Origin of the sequence: Palleronia pontilimi, from assembly GCF_016412875.1 — a bacterium.
Taxonomy (GTDB): domain Bacteria; phylum Pseudomonadota; class Alphaproteobacteria; order Rhodobacterales; family Rhodobacteraceae; genus Palleronia; species Palleronia pontilimi.
Genome location: NZ_JAEKPD010000008.1, coordinates 121,838 through 141,278, shown reverse-complemented (window position 1 = coordinate 141,278; position 19,441 = coordinate 121,838). Strand labels below are relative to the sequence as shown.

The 19,441-nt window shown below is 66.5% G+C and carries 18 protein-coding genes; 7 read left to right on the top strand and 11 right to left on the bottom strand.

The features are described 5' to 3' along the window. Positions 1–330 precede the first annotated feature (330 nt). The gene (locus ILP92_RS09535; protein ID WP_198916154.1) at positions 331–780 is read right to left on the bottom strand and encodes an iron-sulfur cluster assembly scaffold protein; all 450 of its coding nucleotides are present in this window, start codon (positions 778–780) and stop codon (positions 331–333) included. A gap of 67 nt (positions 781–847) precedes the next feature. On the opposite strand from ILP92_RS09535, the gene hisI reads away from it, so the two are divergent. Further along, on the top strand, positions 848–1,207 hold the full coding sequence (gene hisI, locus ILP92_RS09530) for a phosphoribosyl-AMP cyclohydrolase (protein WP_198916153.1): 360 nt from the start codon (positions 848–850) through the stop codon (positions 1,205–1,207). Here the strand turns inward: hisI and gluQRS are convergent. Genes gluQRS through ILP92_RS09515 form a run of 3 tightly spaced genes read right to left on the bottom strand, consistent with a single transcriptional unit; the run spans position 1,188 to position 3,983 of the window. Beyond that, the gene (gene gluQRS / locus ILP92_RS09525; RefSeq protein ID WP_198916152.1) at positions 1,188–2,033 is read right to left on the bottom strand and encodes a tRNA glutamyl-Q(34) synthetase GluQRS; all 846 of its coding nucleotides are present in this window, start codon (positions 2,031–2,033) and stop codon (positions 1,188–1,190) included. The two genes, hisI and gluQRS, sit on opposite strands and share 20 nt — an antisense overlap. Positions 2,034–2,040: 7 nt before the next feature. Beyond that, positions 2,041–3,402 (bottom strand): methylenetetrahydrofolate--tRNA-(uracil(54)-C(5))-methyltransferase (FADH(2)-oxidizing) TrmFO, encoded by a 1,362-nt coding sequence (gene trmFO, locus ILP92_RS09520; RefSeq protein WP_198916151.1) that lies wholly within the window; start codon positions 3,400–3,402, stop codon positions 2,041–2,043. A gap of 41 nt (positions 3,403–3,443) precedes the next feature. Further along, positions 3,444–3,983, bottom strand: a complete 540-nt coding sequence (locus ILP92_RS09515) for a DoxX family protein (protein WP_198916150.1) — start codon at positions 3,981–3,983, stop codon at positions 3,444–3,446. Between the two features lie 219 nt (positions 3,984–4,202). On the opposite strand from ILP92_RS09515, the gene ILP92_RS09510 reads away from it, so the two are divergent. After that, positions 4,203–4,628: a BLUF domain-containing protein gene (locus ILP92_RS09510; protein ID WP_198916149.1), complete on the top strand. Its 426-nt coding sequence runs from the start codon at positions 4,203–4,205 to the stop codon at positions 4,626–4,628. 21 nt (positions 4,629–4,649) lie between these two features. On the opposite strand, the gene gyrA is transcribed toward ILP92_RS09510, so the two are convergent. Next, positions 4,650–7,406 carry a DNA gyrase subunit A gene (gene gyrA, locus ILP92_RS09505; protein WP_198916148.1) on the bottom strand — a complete coding sequence of 919 codons (2,757 nt, stop codon included), beginning with the start codon at positions 7,404–7,406 and terminating at the stop codon, positions 4,650–4,652. A gap of 217 nt (positions 7,407–7,623) precedes the next feature. Here gyrA and ILP92_RS09500 point away from each other — a divergent pair, with 217 nt between their 5' ends. Continuing rightward, a complete protein-coding gene (locus ILP92_RS09500) occupies positions 7,624–7,869 on the top strand; it encodes an usg protein (protein WP_198916280.1) in 246 nt (81 codons plus the stop codon). 36 nt (positions 7,870–7,905) lie between these two features. On the opposite strand, the gene speE is transcribed toward ILP92_RS09500, so the two are convergent. The 3 genes from speE to speD form a co-directional block, all read right to left on the bottom strand. Beyond that, a complete protein-coding gene (speE, locus tag ILP92_RS09495; protein WP_198916147.1) occupies positions 7,906–8,760 on the bottom strand; it encodes a polyamine aminopropyltransferase in 855 nt (284 codons plus the stop codon). Next, positions 8,757–9,260, bottom strand: coding sequence for a 2'-5' RNA ligase family protein (locus ILP92_RS09490; RefSeq protein ID WP_198916146.1), 504 nt, complete (start codon positions 9,258–9,260; stop codon positions 8,757–8,759). The genes speE and ILP92_RS09490 overlap by 4 nt, the downstream gene beginning before the upstream one ends. 76 nt (positions 9,261–9,336) lie before the next feature. Next, the gene (gene speD, locus ILP92_RS09485) at positions 9,337–9,825 is read right to left on the bottom strand and encodes an adenosylmethionine decarboxylase (protein WP_198916145.1); all 489 of its coding nucleotides are present in this window, start codon (positions 9,823–9,825) and stop codon (positions 9,337–9,339) included. A gap of 380 nt (positions 9,826–10,205) precedes the next feature. Here speD and rplM point away from each other — a divergent pair, with 380 nt between their 5' ends. The 3 genes from rplM (at position 10,206) to ILP92_RS09470 (ending at position 12,541) form a co-directional block, all read left to right on the top strand. Next, positions 10,206–10,670 carry a 50S ribosomal protein L13 gene (rplM, locus tag ILP92_RS09480; RefSeq protein ID WP_198916144.1) on the top strand — a complete coding sequence of 155 codons (465 nt, stop codon included), beginning with the start codon at positions 10,206–10,208 and terminating at the stop codon, positions 10,668–10,670. After that, positions 10,670–11,158 carry a 30S ribosomal protein S9 gene (gene rpsI, locus ILP92_RS09475; RefSeq protein ID WP_198916143.1) on the top strand — a complete coding sequence of 163 codons (489 nt, stop codon included), beginning with the start codon at positions 10,670–10,672 and terminating at the stop codon, positions 11,156–11,158. The genes rplM and rpsI overlap by 1 nt, the downstream gene beginning before the upstream one ends. 102 nt (positions 11,159–11,260) lie before the next feature. Then, a complete protein-coding gene (locus ILP92_RS09470; RefSeq protein ID WP_214650008.1) occupies positions 11,261–12,541 on the top strand; it encodes a PQQ-dependent sugar dehydrogenase in 1,281 nt (426 codons plus the stop codon). A gap of 72 nt (positions 12,542–12,613) precedes the next feature. Here ILP92_RS09470 and ILP92_RS09465 read toward each other — a convergent pair whose 3' ends face one another. Continuing rightward, positions 12,614–13,783, bottom strand: coding sequence for a type III PLP-dependent enzyme (locus tag ILP92_RS09465; protein ID WP_198916142.1), 1,170 nt, complete (start codon positions 13,781–13,783; stop codon positions 12,614–12,616). A 247-nt stretch (positions 13,784–14,030) separates the two neighbouring features. Here ILP92_RS09465 and mfd point away from each other — a divergent pair, with 247 nt between their 5' ends. Beyond that, a complete protein-coding gene (gene mfd, locus ILP92_RS09460) occupies positions 14,031–17,513 on the top strand; it encodes a transcription-repair coupling factor (protein WP_198916141.1) in 3,483 nt (1,160 codons plus the stop codon). 120 nt (positions 17,514–17,633) lie between these two features. On the opposite strand, the gene ILP92_RS09455 is transcribed toward mfd, so the two are convergent. Continuing rightward, positions 17,634–18,839 (bottom strand): multidrug effflux MFS transporter, encoded by a 1,206-nt coding sequence (locus ILP92_RS09455; RefSeq protein ID WP_198916140.1) that lies wholly within the window; start codon positions 18,837–18,839, stop codon positions 17,634–17,636. Beyond that, positions 18,839–19,378, bottom strand: a complete 540-nt coding sequence (locus ILP92_RS09450; RefSeq protein ID WP_198916139.1) for a methyltransferase family protein — start codon at positions 19,376–19,378, stop codon at positions 18,839–18,841. The genes ILP92_RS09455 and ILP92_RS09450 overlap by 1 nt, the downstream gene beginning before the upstream one ends. Positions 19,379–19,441 lie beyond the last annotated feature (63 nt).

Here is a 19,441-nt window from a genome sequence, read left to right as displayed (position 1 = left end):
AGGACGTGATCGGACTGGCCGCACTGGTCGCGCTGCTGCTGGCCGCGCTGCACTTCCCGCCCATCGTCTGAGCTTTCAGTTTCTGCCTGCGTAATCGTTCAAACCGGTCCCGCATCGACCCCGTTCCCAACACCGATGCATCTGTCCCAATCCCGTCCGGGACACGCCCATGTTCCCGGATCGACCGGTCCGAATTACGCCCCTTCCGCCGCCATCCCGTCCCGGATGCGCGGCGGTTTTTTTTGGGCACGATGAAGCAATGCGGGGGGCGGCGTCCCCTTCGGGCCGGGATCTTCGAAGACGAAAGGAAGCGGAGCGTGGGCCGACGCGTCAGGCGCAGGCGCTGGCTTCGGCCTGGGCAAAGGCTTCGGTGGCGGCGTCGAGGGTCAGCAAGATCGACGCGTGGCGATTCTTGTAATCCTTGGCCGGCTGCAGGACTTCCAGACCGTCGAAGGGCGCGTCCGGCACTGGGCCGTCGGATTTCAGCATGGCTTTCAACTGGTCGCGCGCGGTTTCAAGCTCGGCCCGGGTGCGTCCCAGGATCGCGTGTCCCACGACGGCGGCGCTGGCCTGTCCCAGCGCGCAGGCCTTGACGTCCTGGCCGAATCCCGTGACCCGGCCGTCCGCGACGTTCAGGTCCACGGTCACCGACGAGCCGCATAGCGGCGAGCGCTTCCGCACGGTCGCATCCGGCGAGTCAAGCCGCTCGGTGAACGGGATATCGGCGGTCAATTCCAGGATCCGGCCCGAGTAGAGCTTGATCATGTCGCTGTCGGCCATGGCTTTTCCTTTTTGGCTCTCGCCTTTAGATAGGGCGTTCCGCGCCCCGGGAAAAGGAGAGCTTGGAATGACTTTCGACCCCGACACCCTGACCTACGACGCCCGCGGACTGCTCCCCGCCATCGCGCAGGATGCCGACAGCGGCGACGTTCTGATGCTGGCATGGATGAACCGCGAAGCGGTGGCGCGCACGCTGGAAACCGGACGCGTGACATACTGGTCGCGCTCGCGGCAGGCCTTCTGGGTTAAGGGCGAGACAAGTGGTCACACGCAGTCTCTGGTCGAAATGCGCGTGGATTGCGACCGCGATTGCCTGCTCGTGCTGGTCTCGCAGCAGGGCCCGGCCTGCCACACCGGGCGAAGATCGTGCTTCTTCACGGCGATCCGGGACGGCGACGAGACCGAGATCATGGCGCCAGAGGCTTAAGGGGCAGGGCGGGCAGCAGCGCGATCACGTCGGCGCGGCTCAGGCCTTCGCTCCGGTATTTGGAAATCGCTTTCGAGCGGTCGATCTTGGCCAGGCGCCGCCCGGTATCGTCGCGCACCAGCGCGTGGTGGTAATAGCGCGGCACGGGCCATCCCATGACGGTCTGGATCAGGACGTGCAGCGGCGTGCTGTCCCACAGATCCGCGCCGCGAATGACGTGGGTGACGCCCTGCAGCGCGTCGTCATGGGGGCAGGCAAGATCATAGGCGATGTCGCGCGTCATGCGGCGGCGCAGGACCGGGTCACCGATCTGGCGCACCAGGTCCTCGGGGTCCGGCCGGTATGCGCCCGCGTGGAGCGGGCCCAGTTCGCGGAACGACGGCAGCGGCCCGGTCCGCTCCAAGGCCTTCGCGACGTCCAGGCGCAGCGCATCGCCCGGTTCTGCCTCGCGCATCGGGCGGCCGCGGCAGGACCCGGGATAGACCAGACCCTGCTTGCCCGCCCGCGCACCGGCATCGGCGATGTCGCGCCTCGTGCAGCGGCACGGATAGAGCAGCCCGAGCGCGGCCAGTAGCTCCAGGGCCGCGTCATACTCCGCGCGGTGCTTGGATTGGGTGCGCACAGCGCCGTCCCAGCGGAACCCCAGCCAGTCGAGATCGTCCAGGATTTGCGTCGCGAATTGGGGGCGCACCCGGGTGCTGTCGGTGTCTTCCAATCGCAGCAGAACGTGACCGTCGCCCGCCAGTCGCTGGATCACCAGCGCCGAATAGGCGTGGCCCAGATGCAGCGGGCCTGTGGGCGAAGGTGCGAAGCGCGTGACCAGCATGACGCGCCTATTCGGCGGCGGCGCGTCCAGTGTCACCCGCGGCCAGCCAATCGGTCCAATCGGCCTTGGCCCGATCGGTATAGGCCTTGTAGCGCGCGGGCCGGTTCCGGCGTCCGCCCTTCAGATCCACTGGCGGGAACAGCCCGAAATTCACGTTCATCGGCTGGAAGGTCTTGGCCTCGGCCCCGCCGGTGATATGCGTAACCAGCGCCCCGGTGGCGGAGGTTTCGGGCACCGGCGGCAGGGCCGTGCCGACGATCTCGGCCACCGCAAGGCGCGCGGCCAGCAGACCCATTGCGGCGGATTCCACATAGCCTTCGACGCCGGTGATCTGGCCCGCGAACCGGATATGCGGGGCCGAGCGCAGGCGCATCTGCGCGTCCAGCAAGGTCGGCGCGTTCAGAAACGTGTTGCGATGGATTCCGCCGAGCCGCGCGAAACGCGCGTCCTCAAGTCCCGGAATGGTCCTGAAAACATCGGCTTGCGCGCCGTATTTCATCTTCGTCTGGAAACCCACGATATTGTAGAGCGTGCCCAGCTTGTTATCGCGGCGTAGCTGCACCACGGCGTGGGGCTTCACGTCCGGCGCGTGCGGGTTGGTCAGGCCCACGGGTTTCATGGGACCGTGGCGCAGGGTCTCGCGTCCGCGCTCGGCCATGACCTCGATGGGCAGGCAGCCGTCGAAATAGCCCGCCGTCTCGCCCGCGTGGAACTCGGTCTTGTCGGCGGCCAGCAGCGCGTCAATAAACGCCTCGTATTGGTCGCGGTCCATGGGGCAGTTCAAATAGGCCGTGCGCTCGTCTTCCGTGTCGCCCTTGTCGTAGCGCGACTGCATCCAGGCTTGCGACATGTCGATGCTGTCGTAATGGACGATGGGCGCTATCGCGTCGAAGAAGGCCAGCGCTTCGGCACCGGTCTCGGCGCGGATCGCTTCGGCCAGCGCGCCCGAGGTGAGCGGGCCGGTGGCGATGATCCAGTGACCGTCGCGGGGCAGGGACGTGATCTCGCCCGTCTCGACGCGGATGCGCGGGTGGGCGTGCAGCCGTTCGGTCACGGCCGCGGCGAAGGCGTCGCGATCCACCGCCAGCGCGCCGCCCGCGGGCAGCTTGTGGGTGTCGGCCATCTGCATGATCAGGCCGCCCGCCGCGCGCATTTCCCAATGCAGAAGCCCCACCGCGTTCTGCTCGTCGTCGTCCGACCGGAACGAATTGGAACAGACCATCTCGGCCAGGTGCCCGGTCTGGTGCGCGAACGTTTCCACGTGCGGGCGCATTTCGTGGATGACCACGTCTAGCCCCGCATTGGCGGCTTGCCACGCGGCCTCGGATCCGGCCATGCCGCCGCCGACGATGTGTAGGATAGGTGCCATGCTGCGGATGTATGCCACCCGCGCGCCCAAGGGAAGGGTGGCTAGATCGCCATTTCGCGGAAGATGTTTTCCGGCTCTTCGGTCTGGGGGCGGGGCCGGGCGCGCGACAGGCCGGGCTTGACGACCGTGTTGGCCGCTTGGCCCAGCGTCGTGCGCCCGTCGAACGGGTTTGTGCCGACGCGGACCCGGCGCGGCGTCTTTCGCTTCAGCCGCAGGCGCACCGAAGACGGCGTGGTCGCGGCGATCAGCAGGACCGAGCCCACCAGCGCCATGTCGCGCCAGAACTCGGTCAGGTTGTGGAACGAAAAGGTGGCACTGTGCTGGATGAAGCTGGACCAGAAGAAGAAGATCGCCAGGATCAGCGCCGCGGGCCGCACGAAAAGCCCCAGCATGACGCTCAGGGACGTGGCATAGAGGACCGAGGCGGTGAAGACCTGCGCCACGCGTTCGGGCACGAGGGCCGACAGGATATCGACGCTGCCGAAATTGTCGATCAACCCGATGCTGGCAAGGAAGTAGGACCCGATCAGGATGCGGATCACGGGCAGGGACAAGCTCGAGATGGGCGAATGTGGCAGCATTGCAGACTCCTGACAGGTGCCCCTGCTTGTCCGCTCAAAGGGGCGATTTCGTGGCCTGTCGGGTGCGAATTCATGTTCCCGCAGCCAAGTGCCGCCCGTCGCGGGATGCTTGGCGGATCCGGGGATCGTCCGCGCGGGATTCGACGGGCCGTCGCGTCCTTGCCAAACGGCGCCGCGACCGTGATACTCCGACATGCAAATCAGGATCAGGCGTGACTGATGCAATACCTCGTCTATCGCAGCACGGCCTTGGTGCATCCCGCGTCAGATGCCTGCCGGAACATCGTGGACACCTCCATTCGCAACAATGCGCGCGTCGGTCTGACGGGCTTCCTGCACGCCGAGCACGGCTGCTTCGTCCAGTACCTGGAAGGGCCCAGCGACAGCCTGTGGCAGCTTTACGACCGCCTGGGCCACGACCCGCGACACACGGACCTGGTCCTTCTGGGCCACGGAAACGTGCTGGCGCGGCGCTTCGGCGATTGGCGCATGGGATATTCCGAGGCCGGCGTCCTGTCGCTGGCATCCTTCATCGCGGAAGTCACGGGCGACACGGACCGGACCCGCCCCACCGAGGCCGAGGCGATCTATTTCCTGATGGCCGCGTGCCAGCGCATCGACTTAGGGATCGCGCCCGCCCCATAACAGGGCCCCGGGCGCGGGCGATCAGTCGTCGCCCGCCTCGTCCAGATCCTGTTCGCCCTGGTCGGCGATCCACGCGACGCTGACGACCTCTTCGCCCTTGCCGGTGTCGAAGACCTTCACGCCGCCGGCCCCGCGCGAGCGGAAGCTGATGCCGTCGACCGGCACGCGGATCGACTGGCCCGTGGACGTCGCCAGCATGATCTGGTCGTCCATCTCCACCGGGAAGCTCGCCACCAGCTTGCCGCCGCGCATGGCCTTGTCCATCGCCATGACGCCCTGTCCGCCGCGGCCGCGCACCGGGTAGTCATGGGACGACGACAGCTTGCCCGACCCACCCGCGGTGATGGTCAGGATCAGATCCTCGGCCGCCGACATCTCGGCGTAGCGTTCCTGGCTGAAATCCTGCGCCTCGTCGGTGGTCTCGTCCTCGTCCACCTCGAGCTCGGCATCGTCGCCAAGCCCCGCCATGGCGCGGCGCATCTTCAGGTAGGTCGTGCGCTCGGCCGGGGTCGCTTCGAAATGGCGGATCACGGCCATGGACACCACCTCGTCGCCCTTGGCCAGCCGGATGCCCCGGACGCCCAATGAGCTGCGCGAGTTGAACACGCGCACATCCGTCGACGGGAACCGGATCGCGCGGCCCATGGCCGTGACCAGCATCACGTCATCGTCGGGCGACGCGATGCGCGCGTTGATCAGGCGCAAATCCGCGTTCTCATCCTCGAACTTCATGGCGATCTTGCCCGCGCGGTTCACGTTGGTGAAATCGCTGAGCTTATTGCGCCGCACGGTGCCCGCGCTGGTCGCGAACACGATCTGCAGCTCGTCCCAATCCGCCTCGTCCCGGTCCACCGGCATGATCGCGGCGATGCTGACACCCGCCGGGATGGGCAGGATGTTGACGATCGCCTTGCCTTTCGACGTACGCCCGCCCAGCGGCAGGCGCCAGGTCTTCAGCTTGTAGGCCATGCCGTCGGTGGTGAAGAACAAAAGCTGCGTGTGGGTATTGGCGACGAACAGGGTCGTGACCACGTCGTCGTCCTTCATGGTGCCGCCCGAGACACCCTTGCCGCCCCGCCGCTGGGCGCGGAAATCGGCCAGCGCGGTGCGCTTGATCCAGCCTGACTGGGTCACGGTGACGACCATGTCCTCGCGCTCGATCAGGTCCTCGTCTTCCATGTCGCCGGACCAGTCGACGATCTCGGTGCGGCGCGGCACGGCGAACTGGTCGCGCACCTCTTTCAGCTCGTTAGAGATGATCTCCATGATCCGTTCGCGCGACCGCAGGATATCCAGGAAATCCTTGATCTTGCCCGCCAGCTCTTCCAACTCGTCGGTGACTTCCTTCACGCCCAGCTGCGTCAGGCGCTGCAGCCGCAGCTCCAGGATGGCGCGGGCCTGGGTTTCCGACAGGTTGTAGGTGCCGTCGTCGTTCATCGTGTGGCCGGGATCGTCGATCAGCCGGATGAAGGGGGCAATTTCGGCGGCGGGCCAGCGCCGCTCCATCAGCTTGACGCGCGCTTCGGGCGCATCGGCCGAGGCGCGGATGGTCGCCACCACTTCGTCCACGTTGGAAACCGCCACGGCATAACCGCAAAGCACGTGGCTCCGCTCGCGCGCCTTGCGCAGGTCGTGCGCGGTGCGGCGGGCAACAACTTCCTCGCGGAAGGTGATGAAATGGGTCAGGAAATCGCGCAGCGTCAGCTGCTCGGGGCGGCCACCGTGCAGCGCCAGCATGTTGCAGCCGAAGCTGGTCTGCATGGGCGTGAAGCGAAACAGCTGGTTCAGCACCACCTCGGCGGTGGCGTCCTTCTTCAGCTCGACCACCACGCGGACGCCCACCCGGTCGGATTCGTCCTGAACGGCCGAGATGCCTTCCAGCTTCTTTTCCTTGGCAAGATCGGCGATGCGCTCGACCAGGGTCGCCTTGTTCACCTGATAGGGGATTTCATCCAGAACAATGGCATAGCGGTCTTTCCGGATCTCTTCGATCCGGGTCTTGGCGCGCAGGATCACGCTGCCGCGCCCCTCAAGATACGCCTTCCGCGCGCCCGACCGTCCCAGCATGATGCCACCGGTGGGGAAGTCCGGGCCCGGCACGATCTCGAGCAGCCGCTCGGTGCTCAGGTCCGGGTCGTCGATCAGCGCCAGCGTGGCGTCGACCACTTCGCCCAGGTTGTGCGGCGGGATGTTGGTGGCCATGCCCACGGCGATGCCGCCCGCGCCGTTGACCAGCATGTTCGGAAAGCGCGCGGGCAGAACGGTGGGTTCTTGCTGCTTGCCGTCGTAATTGTCCTGGAAATCGACGGTGTCCTTCTCGATATCGGCCAGAAGGAACTTGGCGGGCTTGTCCATCCGCACTTCGGTATAGCGCATGGCCGCGGCGTTATCGCCGTCCATGGACCCGAAATTGCCCTGGCCGTCCAGAAGCGGCAGCGACATGGAAAAATCCTGCGCCATGCGCACCAGCGCCTCGTAGATCGCGCTGTCTCCATGCGGGTGATACTGGCCCATCACGTCGCCCACCGGCCGCGCCGACTTGCGGTAGGGCTTGTCGTGGGTGTTGCCGGTTTCGTGCATGGCGAACAGGATGCGCCGGTGCACGGGCTTCAGGCCGTCGCGCAGGTCCGGGATCGCACGGCTGACGATGACCGACATGGCATAGTCCAGGAAGGACGTCTGCATCTCGTCGACGATGTCGATCGACGGGCCCCTGTGCTCCGGCCCCTCGGGGCCGGTTTCTTCAATGTTTTCGGGGGGATCGGTGCGGTCGGTCACGGGAGGATCCCTTCCTGCGCGGCTGCTCTAGATATTGTTGTCGGGACTATATCAGCACATGGATATGGGGTGCAATGCTTGCTGTCCCAACGGCCCGGCAGCCATGCCGCCCGTGTGATAACAAACTGTTTTCTTTGATCTTTAATCTTTTTCGGGCAGGCTTGCCGAAGGGGGAGCACTCCGAGCAGGAGATCGTGCCGTGAACGAAACGGAATTGATGTTGCAGGGATACGGGCTGACGACGGCGGAATTCCTTTACCGGATGCCGGATTATCGCCACGTGTTGAATACCTATGTCTGGCAGGAATACGACCTGGCGCCGGACTATCCGAAGCTGTTCGAATTCGTGGAATTCTGGCAGCGCGAGATCGAGGGACCGCTGCACTCGGTCAGCTTCATCCACAGAAAGCTGATCGCGCCGGGACAGTGGCGCAACCAGGTCGGCGAATTCACCGTCAACTAGGCCTGCCTGTCCGGCGGTGGCCGCCGAAGACGATCCTCAGTCGCGCAGCAGCGCCTGGACGTAGCCGGGCAGGGCAAAGGCGGCCAGGTGAACTTCGGGCGTGTAATACCCGAACTCCAGCCCGCTGGCCGCGACGCGGGCCTGCAGGACCGGCAGCGTCACCTGCCGCGCGTCGCCATCGCTGCCCCAGCCGAAGGCCATGGGGCCGCCGGCATAGGTCGGCACACCGGCCAGGTAGCACGAGGCGTCCGCGAACAGGCTGCGGAACGCCCGGATCGTGCCCGCCAGTTCGGACCCCTGCATGAAAGGGACGCCGTTCTGGGTCACAAGGATGCCGTCCGGCGCCAGCGCGCGCTTGGCGTGGCCGTAGAAGTGATCGGTGAACAGCACTTCGCCCGGACCCACCGGGTCGGTGCTGTCGACGATGATGACGTCATAGCCGCCCGCGGTCGCCTTGATGAACTCGGCCCCGTCTGCGATCTGCAGATCCAGCCGCGGATCGTCGAAGGCCCCCGCGCTGATCGACGGCAGATATTCCTTCGAAAAATCCACCACGCCCGAGTCGATCTCGACCATGGTCACCTGGTCCAGCGGATGGCGCAGCGCCTCGCGCGCCATGCCCCCGTCGCCGCCGCCGATGATCAGCACCCGCCGCGCGGCACCGTGGGCAAACAGCGGCACATGGGTCAGCATCTCGTGGTAGATGAAGTTGTCCCGCTCGGTCACCTGCACCACGCCGTCCAGCGTCAGGACCCGGCCGAACGTGCCGTTCTCGATAACCCGCAGCCTTTGGTGATCGGTCTTGCTGTCGTAAAGGACGCGATCCTCCTTCAGGGCCTGCGCGTAATCGGCGTGCAGCCGCTCGACGCTCCATCCGGTCATGTCGGTCATCGGGATCCCCCTAGCGGTATCGTCGCGATCCGTTCCCACGGTCCGCCGCGGTAATGCCACAGGATCAGCCGGTCCAGAAGCCCCTCCCACGGCGTGAACCCGGCGCGCAACGCCGCCTGAGTCGATTTCGCGGTCTCGCGCTCCACCTTGTTCTGAACGGTGACGTGCAGCTTGCGCTTGCGGTCGTCGCTGTCGGTCAGGATATCGGCCCAGCCGCGGCGCAAGGATTGCTGCAACGCGACACCGTCGGGACAATCCAGGTCCACCGCGGCACCGCCGCCGAAATCTAGGATACCCGTGGCCCTGAAGGGCAGGGCGGGGGTACGCCCCGCCTGCGCAAGATCCGCAAGGATGCGCGACTGATGGTCGTCGGGCAGCTGCTGGAACAGGGTGACGTGCGCCGGGATGAAGTTGCGCGCGGCCGGGAAATACCGCTCGCGCAAGGGCGCCAGCCGGGCGAAGCTGGCCGCGTCGAAGCCGAAGGTCAGGATCATCGCCATGCCATGCCCCCCGGGCGGCGAACGCGCTTGCAAGCGCGTTCGGGAAGGGCCTTGAAAGGCCCCTCCCGCGCGGATGTCAGGCCGCGACCACTTCGTTAACGACCCCGTCGCCGCGCAGCAGCTCCTTGACGCGCACGTCGGGCGTGCCGAAGGCCTGCTTCAGCACGTCGACCGCCAGCCAGGGCCGGGCGTCGCCGCACATGAACACGTCGAAGGCGCCGTAGCCGATCTCGGGCCAGGTGTGGACCGAGATGTGGCTTTCGGCCAGCACCGCCACGCCGCTGACGCCCTGGGGCGAGAACTTGTGGGTGTGGATGTGCAGCAGCGTCGCGCCGCAGGTCGTCACGCAGTCGCGGAACGCCTGCTGGATGCGGGCTTCGTCGTCCAGACCGTGACCGTTCACCACCTCGATAATCAGGTGGCGGCCCGCGAACACGCGGCCCTCGTCGTCACGAATGAAGTGATCGTCGCGATCGTCCGCAAAGATATCGCGAACGGTGGAATCTTCCGTTTGGGCGCCTGTCTCCAGACCAGTCCCCAGTTGGAAGAGGTTGGCTCCGTCCATGGAGTGCCCCTTTCAGCCAGTAGATTGAATCCGTGGGTCCTTAGCGCCCCCCCAGGTCGTATCGAAAAGCGTCGCCTGAAGTTGGGATCGTCCCCGCTTGTGAGCCGCCACCTAAAGCCCATGGAGCCCGCGCGCAAGGGGCAATGTTCACAAAGATTGAGCAATGGGCGATATGCGCCGCTACGTCTTAGAACTGGGTGGCGAAAAATCTCCGTCAAACTTGGGGTATTGATATACCTTATTTGCAAGCCTCTGTCTTAAATGGATAAAACGGCGAAGCACGCCATTGACTGCGCCGCGCCCCTCCCATAGAACCGCGCCATTCCGGATCAGGGACAGGACGCGCTGCGGCCTGTTCCACGAAATCTACAGGACACGATATGAAAACCTTCACCGCTACCCCGGCGGATATCGACAAGAAGTGGTTCCTGATCGACGCCGAGGGCGTCGTTCTGGGCCGTCTTGCGTCGATCATCGCCATGCGCCTGCGCGGCAAGCACAAGCCGTCCTTCACGCCCCATATGGACATGGGCGACAACATCATCGTCATCAACGCCGACAAGATCCAGCTGACCGGCAAGAAGCGCGACAAGCCGAACTACTGGCACACCGGCTATCCCGGCGGCATCAAGTCGCGCACCACCGGCCAGATCTTGGAAGGCAAGCACCCCGAGCGCGTGGTCATGCAAGCCGTGAAGCGGATGCTGCCCGGCGGCCCGCTGAGCCGTCAGCAGATGACAAACCTGCGCGTCTATGCGGGCGAGCAGCACGGGCACGACGCCCAGAACCCCGAGATCATCGACATCAAGGCGATGAATTCGAAGAACACGCGGGAGACCAAGTAATGGCTGAAGAAGTCACCTCGCTCGAAGAGCTGAACCAGGCCGTTGCAGGCACCTCGGCCGAAATCGAGATGGAAGCCCCGCGCGAGCCCGTCCGCGACGAGCTGGGCCGCTCCTATGCCACTGGCAAGCGCAAGGACGCGGTCGCCCGCGTCTGGATCAAGCCGGGCTCGGGCAAGGTCGTCGTGAACGGCAAGGACGTGAACACCTATTTCGCGCGTCCCGTTCTGCAGATGATCCTGAAGCAGCCCTTCAGCGTTGCCGGCGTCGAAGGCCAGTTCGACGTCATGGCCACCGTCAAGGGTGGCGGTCTGTCGGGCCAGGCCGGCGCCGTGAAGCACGGTGTCAGCAAGGCGCTGCAGCTCTACGATCCCAGCTTGCGCGGCGCGCTGAAGGCCGCCGGTTTCCTGACCCGCGACAGCCGCGTGGTCGAGCGCAAGAAATACGGCAAGGCGAAAGCCCGCAAGAGCTTCCAGTTCTCGAAGCGCTAAGTCCCGCCGAAGAAACAGCATCGGGGAAGGCCAGCCATCGCGCTGGCCTTTTTCGTTTCCGCTGGGCACAGTTGGACATCCCCAAGTGCTAAGGAAGACGTCATGCCCATCAGGTTCGCAGCAACGATTGGCCTTGTCGCCCTGGTGGCCTGCGGCGGTCCGCCGCCCGCGCCGATCGAGACGGTGACCGGCCCAAACCCGCAATTGCCCGCCCCCCGCCAGACCTTGCTGCCCACGGTCGACATCGCGCCCGCGCGCGGCTGGCCCGAGGGGCGCACGCCGGTCGCCGCACCCGGTCTTGCCGTCAACGCCTTCTACCAGGGTCTTGATCATCCCCGCTGGATGCACGTCCTGCCCAATGGCGACGTGCTAGTGGCCGAATCCAACAAGCAACCCAGCGCGCCCAAGGGCCTGCGGGGCCTTGCCGAGCGGATCGTCATGGGAATAGCGGGCGCCGAGACGCCCAGCGCCGATCGCATCAGCCTTCTGCGCGACGCCGATGGCGACGGCGTGGCCGAGGGCCGGACGATCCTGATCGACGACCTGACCTCGCCCTTCGGCATGGCGCTGATGGGCAATCATCTGTTCATCGCGAACACGGACGCGCTTGTGAAGGTGCCGTTCCGACCCGGACAGACGAGGATAGAATCCCCGCCCGAAATTGTCGCGCGCCTGCGCGCGAATGCGCCCAATCGGCACTGGACCAAGGGACTGATCGCCCGGGACGACCGGCTTTACGTCTCGGTCGGCTCGAACTCCGACCACGCCGAGAACAGCCTCGAGGCCGAGCAGAACCGCGCCGCGATATGGGAGATCGACCCGGCCACGGGAAGCGCGCGGATTTTCGGCCGGGGTCTGCGCAATCCCGTGGGCATGGATATCGAGCCCGCGACGGGCGCGCTCTGGACCGTGGTCAACGAGCGTGACGAGCTGGGCGACAACCTGGTGCCCGACTACCTGACCCGGGTGCGTCGCGGCGACGATTACGGCTGGCCCTGGATCTATTACGGCGACAACCGCGACCCCCGCGTCGACCAGGCCGGTGCGCCAAGCGCCGCGAAACGGCCCGACTACGCGCTCGGGGCGCATGTCGCGCCCCTTGGACTGAGCTTCGCGGACGGTGCGCGGCTGGGACATGGCGCGGGGGCCTATGTCGGGCTTCACGGGTCGTGGAACCGCAAGCCGCCATCGGGCTATTCGGTGGTCTTCGTGCCCTTCCGCGCGGGGCAGCCGAACGGCCAGCCGCGCGACATCCTGACCGGATTTCTCGATGTCGGCGGCAATGCCCTGGGCCGCCCCGTCGGCGTTGAGGTCGCGCGCGATGGCGCCTTGCTGGTCGCGGATGACGTGGGCAACACGATCTGGCGCGTCGCGCGGCGCTAGACGCCGCGCGACCGCGATTTCTTTGAAGAAATCGTCACGGAATTTTCGAAAATTCCGGTGCCGTCGGCCGGATCAGATCACCATCACGTCCAGCGGCGGGAAGCCGTTGAAGCCGACCGACGAATAGCTCGACGTGTAGGCGCCGCAATTGCGGATCACGACCCGGTCGCCCGCGCGCAGGCTGACCGGCAGCGACACGGGCCGCTTTTCGTAGAGCACGTCGACCGAATCGCAGGACGGACCGGCCAGGATGCAGGGGCCCGTTTCGTCCTCGTCGCGGGCGGTCTCGAACTGGTAGCGGATCGCCTCGCCCTCGGTTTCGGCCAGGCCCGAGAAGCGGCCCACGTCCAGGTACACCCAGCGGTGCAGATCGTCGTCGCTCTTGCGGCTGACCAGCAGCACCTCGGCGGCGATGGCGCCGGCATCGGCCACCATGGCGCGGCCCGGCTCGGCCATGACCGCCACGTCGCCGAAGCGCGCGCGGACCTGCGCCATGACGTCCGTGGCATAGGCCTCCAGCGGATCGACCGCGTCGCCGTGGAAGGCCGGGAAGCCGCCGCCGATGTTCAGCAGCGACAGGCCGAAGCCCGCATCCTGTGCCTGCGCCCAGACGGCCGCCACCTGGTCCAGCGTGTGCGACCACATGGTCGCGTGGCGGGTCTGCGAGCCCACGTGGAACGACAGCCCGACGGGGTCGAGCCCCAGGTCGCGCGCAACGCCCAGAAGGGTCAGCACACGGGCAGGGGCGCAGCCGAACTTGCGGGTCAGCGGCCAGTCGGCGCCGTTGGGCTCGACGATGACGCGCAGATAGACCGACGCGCCCGGCGCGTGCTCGGCCAGCTTGTGCAGCTCTTCCTCGGCGTCGGCGGCGAAATGGGTGATGCCCGCCCGGTACGCGAAGGCGATGTCAGTTGCACGCTTGATGGTGTTGCCGAAGCTCACATGCTCGGGGCGCGCACCCATGCTCAGGCAGAGCTCGATCTCGCCACGGGACGCGGCGTCGAAATGGCACCCCAGGGTCGCCAGGCGCTCGATGACCTGCGGCGCCGGATTGGCTTTCACCGCGTAGTGGATGGACGCGTCGCCGAGGCCGCGCTGCAGGGCGGCGAAATTCTGTTCGACCACGTCCAGGTCCAGCACCAGGGTCGGACGGTCGAACGTGGTGGCGGCGATCGCCGCGTCCAGTTTCAGGGTGACGGAAGGGTGGCCGCGCAGAACGCGGTCGTCGGCAAGGGCGGTCATGGGAGCATCTCCAGTGAACCCGGGGGAGGATGACCCCCGAAAGTGACAACGGAGACGTTACCGTCGCTGCGTGAGGGTGTGTCCCCGACAGAGGCGCGTGCGTTGGCGTCTTGGGCGGGCATATGCAATGCAAAGCGGGTTCTGGCAAGGGGGCAGGGACGGGAAAACCCGGATAATTATTCACAGGTGTGGCCCGCGCGCATGTGGGCGATTGACACCGCCCGCCCAGCCCATAGGTGACTGCCCCATGGCAGAACAGACCTACATCACCATGGGCGGCGCGCCGGAAGGCTTCGACGCCGCCCTGATCCTGCGCGAATTGCGCAAATCCGACGGCCACCTGGTCCACGTGGCGCGCGACGACAAGCGGCTGGCCGCGCTGCAGCAGGCGCTGGCATTCTACGATCCGGGCCTGCCGGTCTTCACCTTCCCGGCCTGGGATTGCCTGCCCTACGACCGGACATCGCCCAATGCCGACATTTCGGCCCAGCGGATGGCCACGCTGGCGGCACTCGCCCACGGGATGCCCAAGCGATTCGTGCTGTTGACGACTGTCAACGCCGCGACCCAGCGGATCCCGGCCAAGGCGACGCTGAAGGACGCGGCGTTCATCGCCCAGGTCGGCAAGCGCATCGACGAGGACGCGCTGCGGACGTTCTTCGTGCGGATGGGCTTCACCCAGGCGCCCACGGTGATGGAGCCGGGCGACTACGCGATCCGCGGCGGCATCATCGACGTCTGGCCCCCGGGCGAGGGCGGGCCGGTGCGGCTGGATCTCTTCGGCGACACGCTGGACGGCGCGCGGCGGTTCGACCCCGCAACGCAGCGCACCACCGACAAGCTGGACCAGGTCGAGCTGGCCCCGGTCAGCGAGGTCATCCTGGACGAATCCGCGATCACCCGCTTCCGCCAGGCCTACCGGATCGAGTTCGGCGCCGCGGGCACCGACGATCCGCTCTACGAGGCCGTGAGCGCGGGCAAGAAACACGCGGGCATCGAGCATTGGCTGGGTTTCTTCCAGGACGATCTGGAAACCATCTTCGACTACCTGCCCGACGCCACCATCTGCCTGGACGACCAGGTGACGCCCGCGCGGCTGGCGCGCTGGGAAATGGTCACCGACGCCTATGACAATCGCCACGATGCGATGACCAAGAAGGGGCGGGTCGACTCGGTCTACAAGCCCGCGCCGCCGGGCCTTTTGTACATGGATGATTCCGCGTGGGAGGCAGCGACATCCGGCCATCGCACCTTGCGGTTCCATCCGCTGCCGCAGGCCAGCGGGCCGGGCGTGGTGGATGCAGGCGGGCGCATCGGCCGCAACTTCGCGCCCGAGCGTCAGCAGGAAAACGTCAGCCTTTTCGGCGCCTTGGCAGACCATATCGAGGCAAAGCGCAAAGTCGGGCAGGTCGTCGTCGCGTCCTATTCCGAAGGGGCGCGCGAACGGCTGAGCGGGCTGCTCGAGGACGAGGATCTGTCGGGCATGACCGAGATCAGCGATTTCCGCGACGTGCCGGACGGCAAGGGCGGCCTGTTCCTGGCCGTCTGGGGGCTCGAGCACGGCTTCGAAGGGCCCCATGGCGATGCGCGGCTGACGGTCATCAGCGAGCAGGACGTGCTGGGCGACCGCCTGATCCGCAAATCGCCGAAAAAGCGGCGGGCCGAGAATTTCCTGACCGAGGCGCAATCGCTGTCGCCGGGCGATCTGGTCGTGCATGTGGATCACGGCGTGGGGCGCTACCACGGGCTCGAGATCGTGCAGGCCCTGGGCGCGGCCCACGAATGCATCCACCTGGAATACGCCGAGGGCGCGCGGCTTTACCTGCCGGTCGAGAATATCGAGCTGCTCAGCCGCTACGGCCACGAGGAAGGATTGCTCGACAAGCTGGGCGGCGGCGCGTGGCAGGCCAAGAAGGCGCGCCTGAAGGAACGCATCCGCGAGATCGCGGACCGGCTGATCCGCGTGGCGGCCGAGCGTCTGCTGCGCAAGGCCCCGGTCCTCGACCCGCCCGACCACGCGTGGGAAGATTTCAGCGCTCGCTTCCCCTATGACGAGACCGAGGACCAGATGCGCGCCATCGAGGACGTGATGGCAGACATGGCGTCTGGCACGCCCATGGACCGGCTGATCGTCGGCGACGTGGGCTTCGGCAAGACCGAAGTCGCCATGCGCGCCGCCTTCATCGCCGCCATGTCGGGCACCCAGGTCGCGGTGATCGCGCCGACGACACTGCTGGCACGCCAGCACTACAAGTCCTTCAGCGAACGCTTCCGCGGCTTCCCGGTCGAGGTGCGCCAGCTCAGCCGTTTCGTGTCGAAGAAGGACAGCGACCTTGCCCGCGAACGGATGGCAAGCGGCCAGTGCGATATCGTGATCGGCACCCACGCGCTGCTGGCGAAATCGGTGAAGTTCAAGAACCTCGGGCTGCTGGTCATCGACGAAGAGCAGCATTTCGGCGTGAACCACAAGGAACGGCTGAAGCAGCTGCGCAGCGATGTGCACGTGCTGACCCTGACCGCCACGCCGATCCCGCGCACCCTGCAGCTGTCGCTGACCGGCGTGCGCGATCTGTCGATCATCGGCACGCCGCCCGTCGACCGACTGGCGATCCGCACCTATGTCAGCGAATTCGACGCGCTGACCATCCGCGAGGCGCTGCTGCGCGAGCATTACCGCGGCGGGCAAAGTTTCTTCGTTGTGCCCCGCATCAAGGACCTTCCCGAGATGGAAGAGTTCCTGAAGACCGAGGTGCCCGAGGTGACCTATCTCGTCGCCAACGGACAGATGGCGGCGGGCGAGCTCGACGACCGGATGAACGCCTTCTACGACGGCGCCTATGACGTGCTGCTGGCGACGACCATCGTCGAATCGGGTCTCGATATCCCGACCGCCAACACCATGGTGATCCACCGCGCCGACATGTTCGGGCTGGCCCAGCTCTACCAGATCCGGGGGCGCGTGGGGCGCGCCAAGACGCGGGCCTACGCGTATCTGACCACCAAGCCCCGCGCCAAGCTGACCGCCACCGCCGAAAAGCGGCTGCGCGTGTTAGGGTCCCTGGATTCGCTGGGTGCGGGCTTCACGCTGGCAAGCCAGGACCTCGACATTCGCGGCGCCGGAAACCTGGTGGGCGAGGAACAGTCCGGCCAGATCAAGGAAGTCGGCTACGAGCTCTACCAATCCATGCTGGAAGAAGCGATCGCCAAGCTGAAATCGGGCGAGCTGGAAGGCATCGACGGCTTGGGCGACGTGGGCGACTGGTCGCCCCAGATCAACTTGGGCGTCGCCGTCCTGATCCCCGAGGCCTACGTCCCGGACCTGGACGTGCGGCTGGGGCTTTACCGCCGCCTGTCGGATCTGACCACGAAGGTCGAGCTCGAAGGCTTCGCTGCCGAGCTCATCGACCGTTTCGGCAAGCTGCCCAAGGAAGTGAACACCCTGCTTCTGGTCGTGCGCATCAAGGCCGAGTGCAAGCGCGCGGGCATCGCCAAGCTGGATGCCGGGCCCAAGGGGGCCACGATCCAGTTCCACAACGACAAGTTCGCCAATCCCGAAGGCCTGGTGAAGTTCATCAACGACCAGGACGGGCTGGCCAAGGTGCGCGACAACAAGATCGTGGTGCGCCGCGACTGGAAGAAAGACAGCGACAAGATCAAGGGCGCCTTCGCCATCGCCCAGGACATGCGCCGTGCGCTGGACGTGGGCAAGGACCGGCCGCAGAAGACCTGATCGGGCTGGTTTGGCCCCACCCAACCTGGCGAGGTGCTCCCACCCGGTGGTGCGTGTGTTCTAGTCTGCCCGACCAGGGACGGCGACACGGACGGCATCCCAGGCGGCCGCCGTCGCCGTTCACTCCTCCACGGTGCGCCGCATCAACAGGAAGGCCAGCGCCGAGCAGACGCCCGTGCCGATCACCAGCGGCAGCGGCGTTCCGTCGAAGGCCAGCCCGATCGGCACCGCGATAAGGACACCCAGCACGGTCGAAATCGCCCCGATCACCGACGCGGCCGTGCCCGCGATATGGCCCAGGGGCTGCAGCGCCAGCGAGTTGAGATTGCCGAAGGTCAGTCCCACCATGAAGAACACCGACACCGACCACGCAAAGAAGAACGGCAGCGCCGCGCCCTCGGGCACCAGGTCCAGAAGGTGCGCCAGGATCAGCGCCGCCGAGATCAGAGCCTGCGCCGCGTAGGCCGTGATGGCCAGCCGCCGCATTCCCAGTCGCATCACCAGGGCCGCGTTCACGATCGTGCCGGTTCCCGCCAGGATGGCGGTGGCCATGAACCACCACTGGAAGCTGTCCGCCAGGCCCAGCGCCTGGTCATAGACGGGCTGGACCGAACTGATCAGCGCGAACATCTGTCCCGTTCCCAGCGTCAGCACCGCGATGTAGATCCGCACATCCGCGCGCGACAGGGTCTCTTTCAACGCCAGCCAGACCACGCCCAGGCGCAACGGGAACCGCGCCTCGGACGGCAGCGTTTCTGGCTGTCGCAGTGCCAGCCAGGTGCCGCCGATCAATCCGAACAGCACGAAGCTCCAGAAGATCGCGCGCCAGCCCGCCAGGTCGATCACGAAACTGCCCGCCGCGGGGCTCATGGCGGGCACCAGAATGAAGATCATCATGACGAAGGACATGATCTGCGCCATCTCGCGGCCTTCGTAGCGGTCCCGGATCATGGCCTGGCTCACGATCCGCGGACCGGCCGCACCCAGGCCCTGGACCACCCGTGCCGCCATCAGCGTCTCGAGACTTTGGGCCTGGACGGCAAGCACCGCCCCGAAGCCGTAGATCGCCAGCCCCCCGAGGATCGCCGCCTTGCGTCCGACTGTGTCCGAAATTGGCCCGGCCAGCAACGTGCCGACCCCCATCCCGAAGATGAAAGACGTGACGACCAGCTGCGCGCGATTGGGCTCGTCGGGGGACAGCCGCTCGGCGATCTGGGGCAGGGCCGGCAGCATCGCGTCGATCGAGAACGCGATGGTCGAGAACAGGACCGCCACCATGGCCACGAACTCGACCCGTCCGGGCTGGCGGCTCGGGCCAAGGCGCATCAGAAGAACCTGACCCGGTCCGCGTAATCGGCAAAGCCGGGATGGGTGCGCGCCATGTGGCGATCCTCGACCACGCTGGCATAGACAAGCGCCGCGCTGCCCGCCACGGCCGCCAGTCCCGCCCAGGCCGACCCGCCCAGCAGCGCCAGGCCCAGAAGCGACAGAACCTGGCCTGCATATTGCGGATGGCGCCGATGCGCGTAGGCCCCCGTCGTCACCACGCCCACGTCCCAGCCGCTGGTGCCCTTCAGGCCCAGGTCGGTGATGCCGCGCCCCTGCACCCAGGTGGCCGCGATGCTCAGGCCCACGCCGCCGATCCCCCAGCGCAACCAACCCGGCAGATCCAGCGCGTTCCAGTCGGCCGTCGCCGTGCGGATCAGGCCCATATAGATCGCGATGGTCAGCAGCCAGGCCGCCGCGCCGGTCCATATATTGCCCTCGGCGGGCGGCCAGATCTGCGCGATGCCGCGATCGGACACGAACAGCACCACGCCCCACAACGCCGACGCGCCCAGCGACACCAGAAGCCACGTCACCATCGCGCGCAGAACCCCTGCTTCACCTGTCCGGAAATACCTCGGGGGAAGTCCGAAGGACGGGGG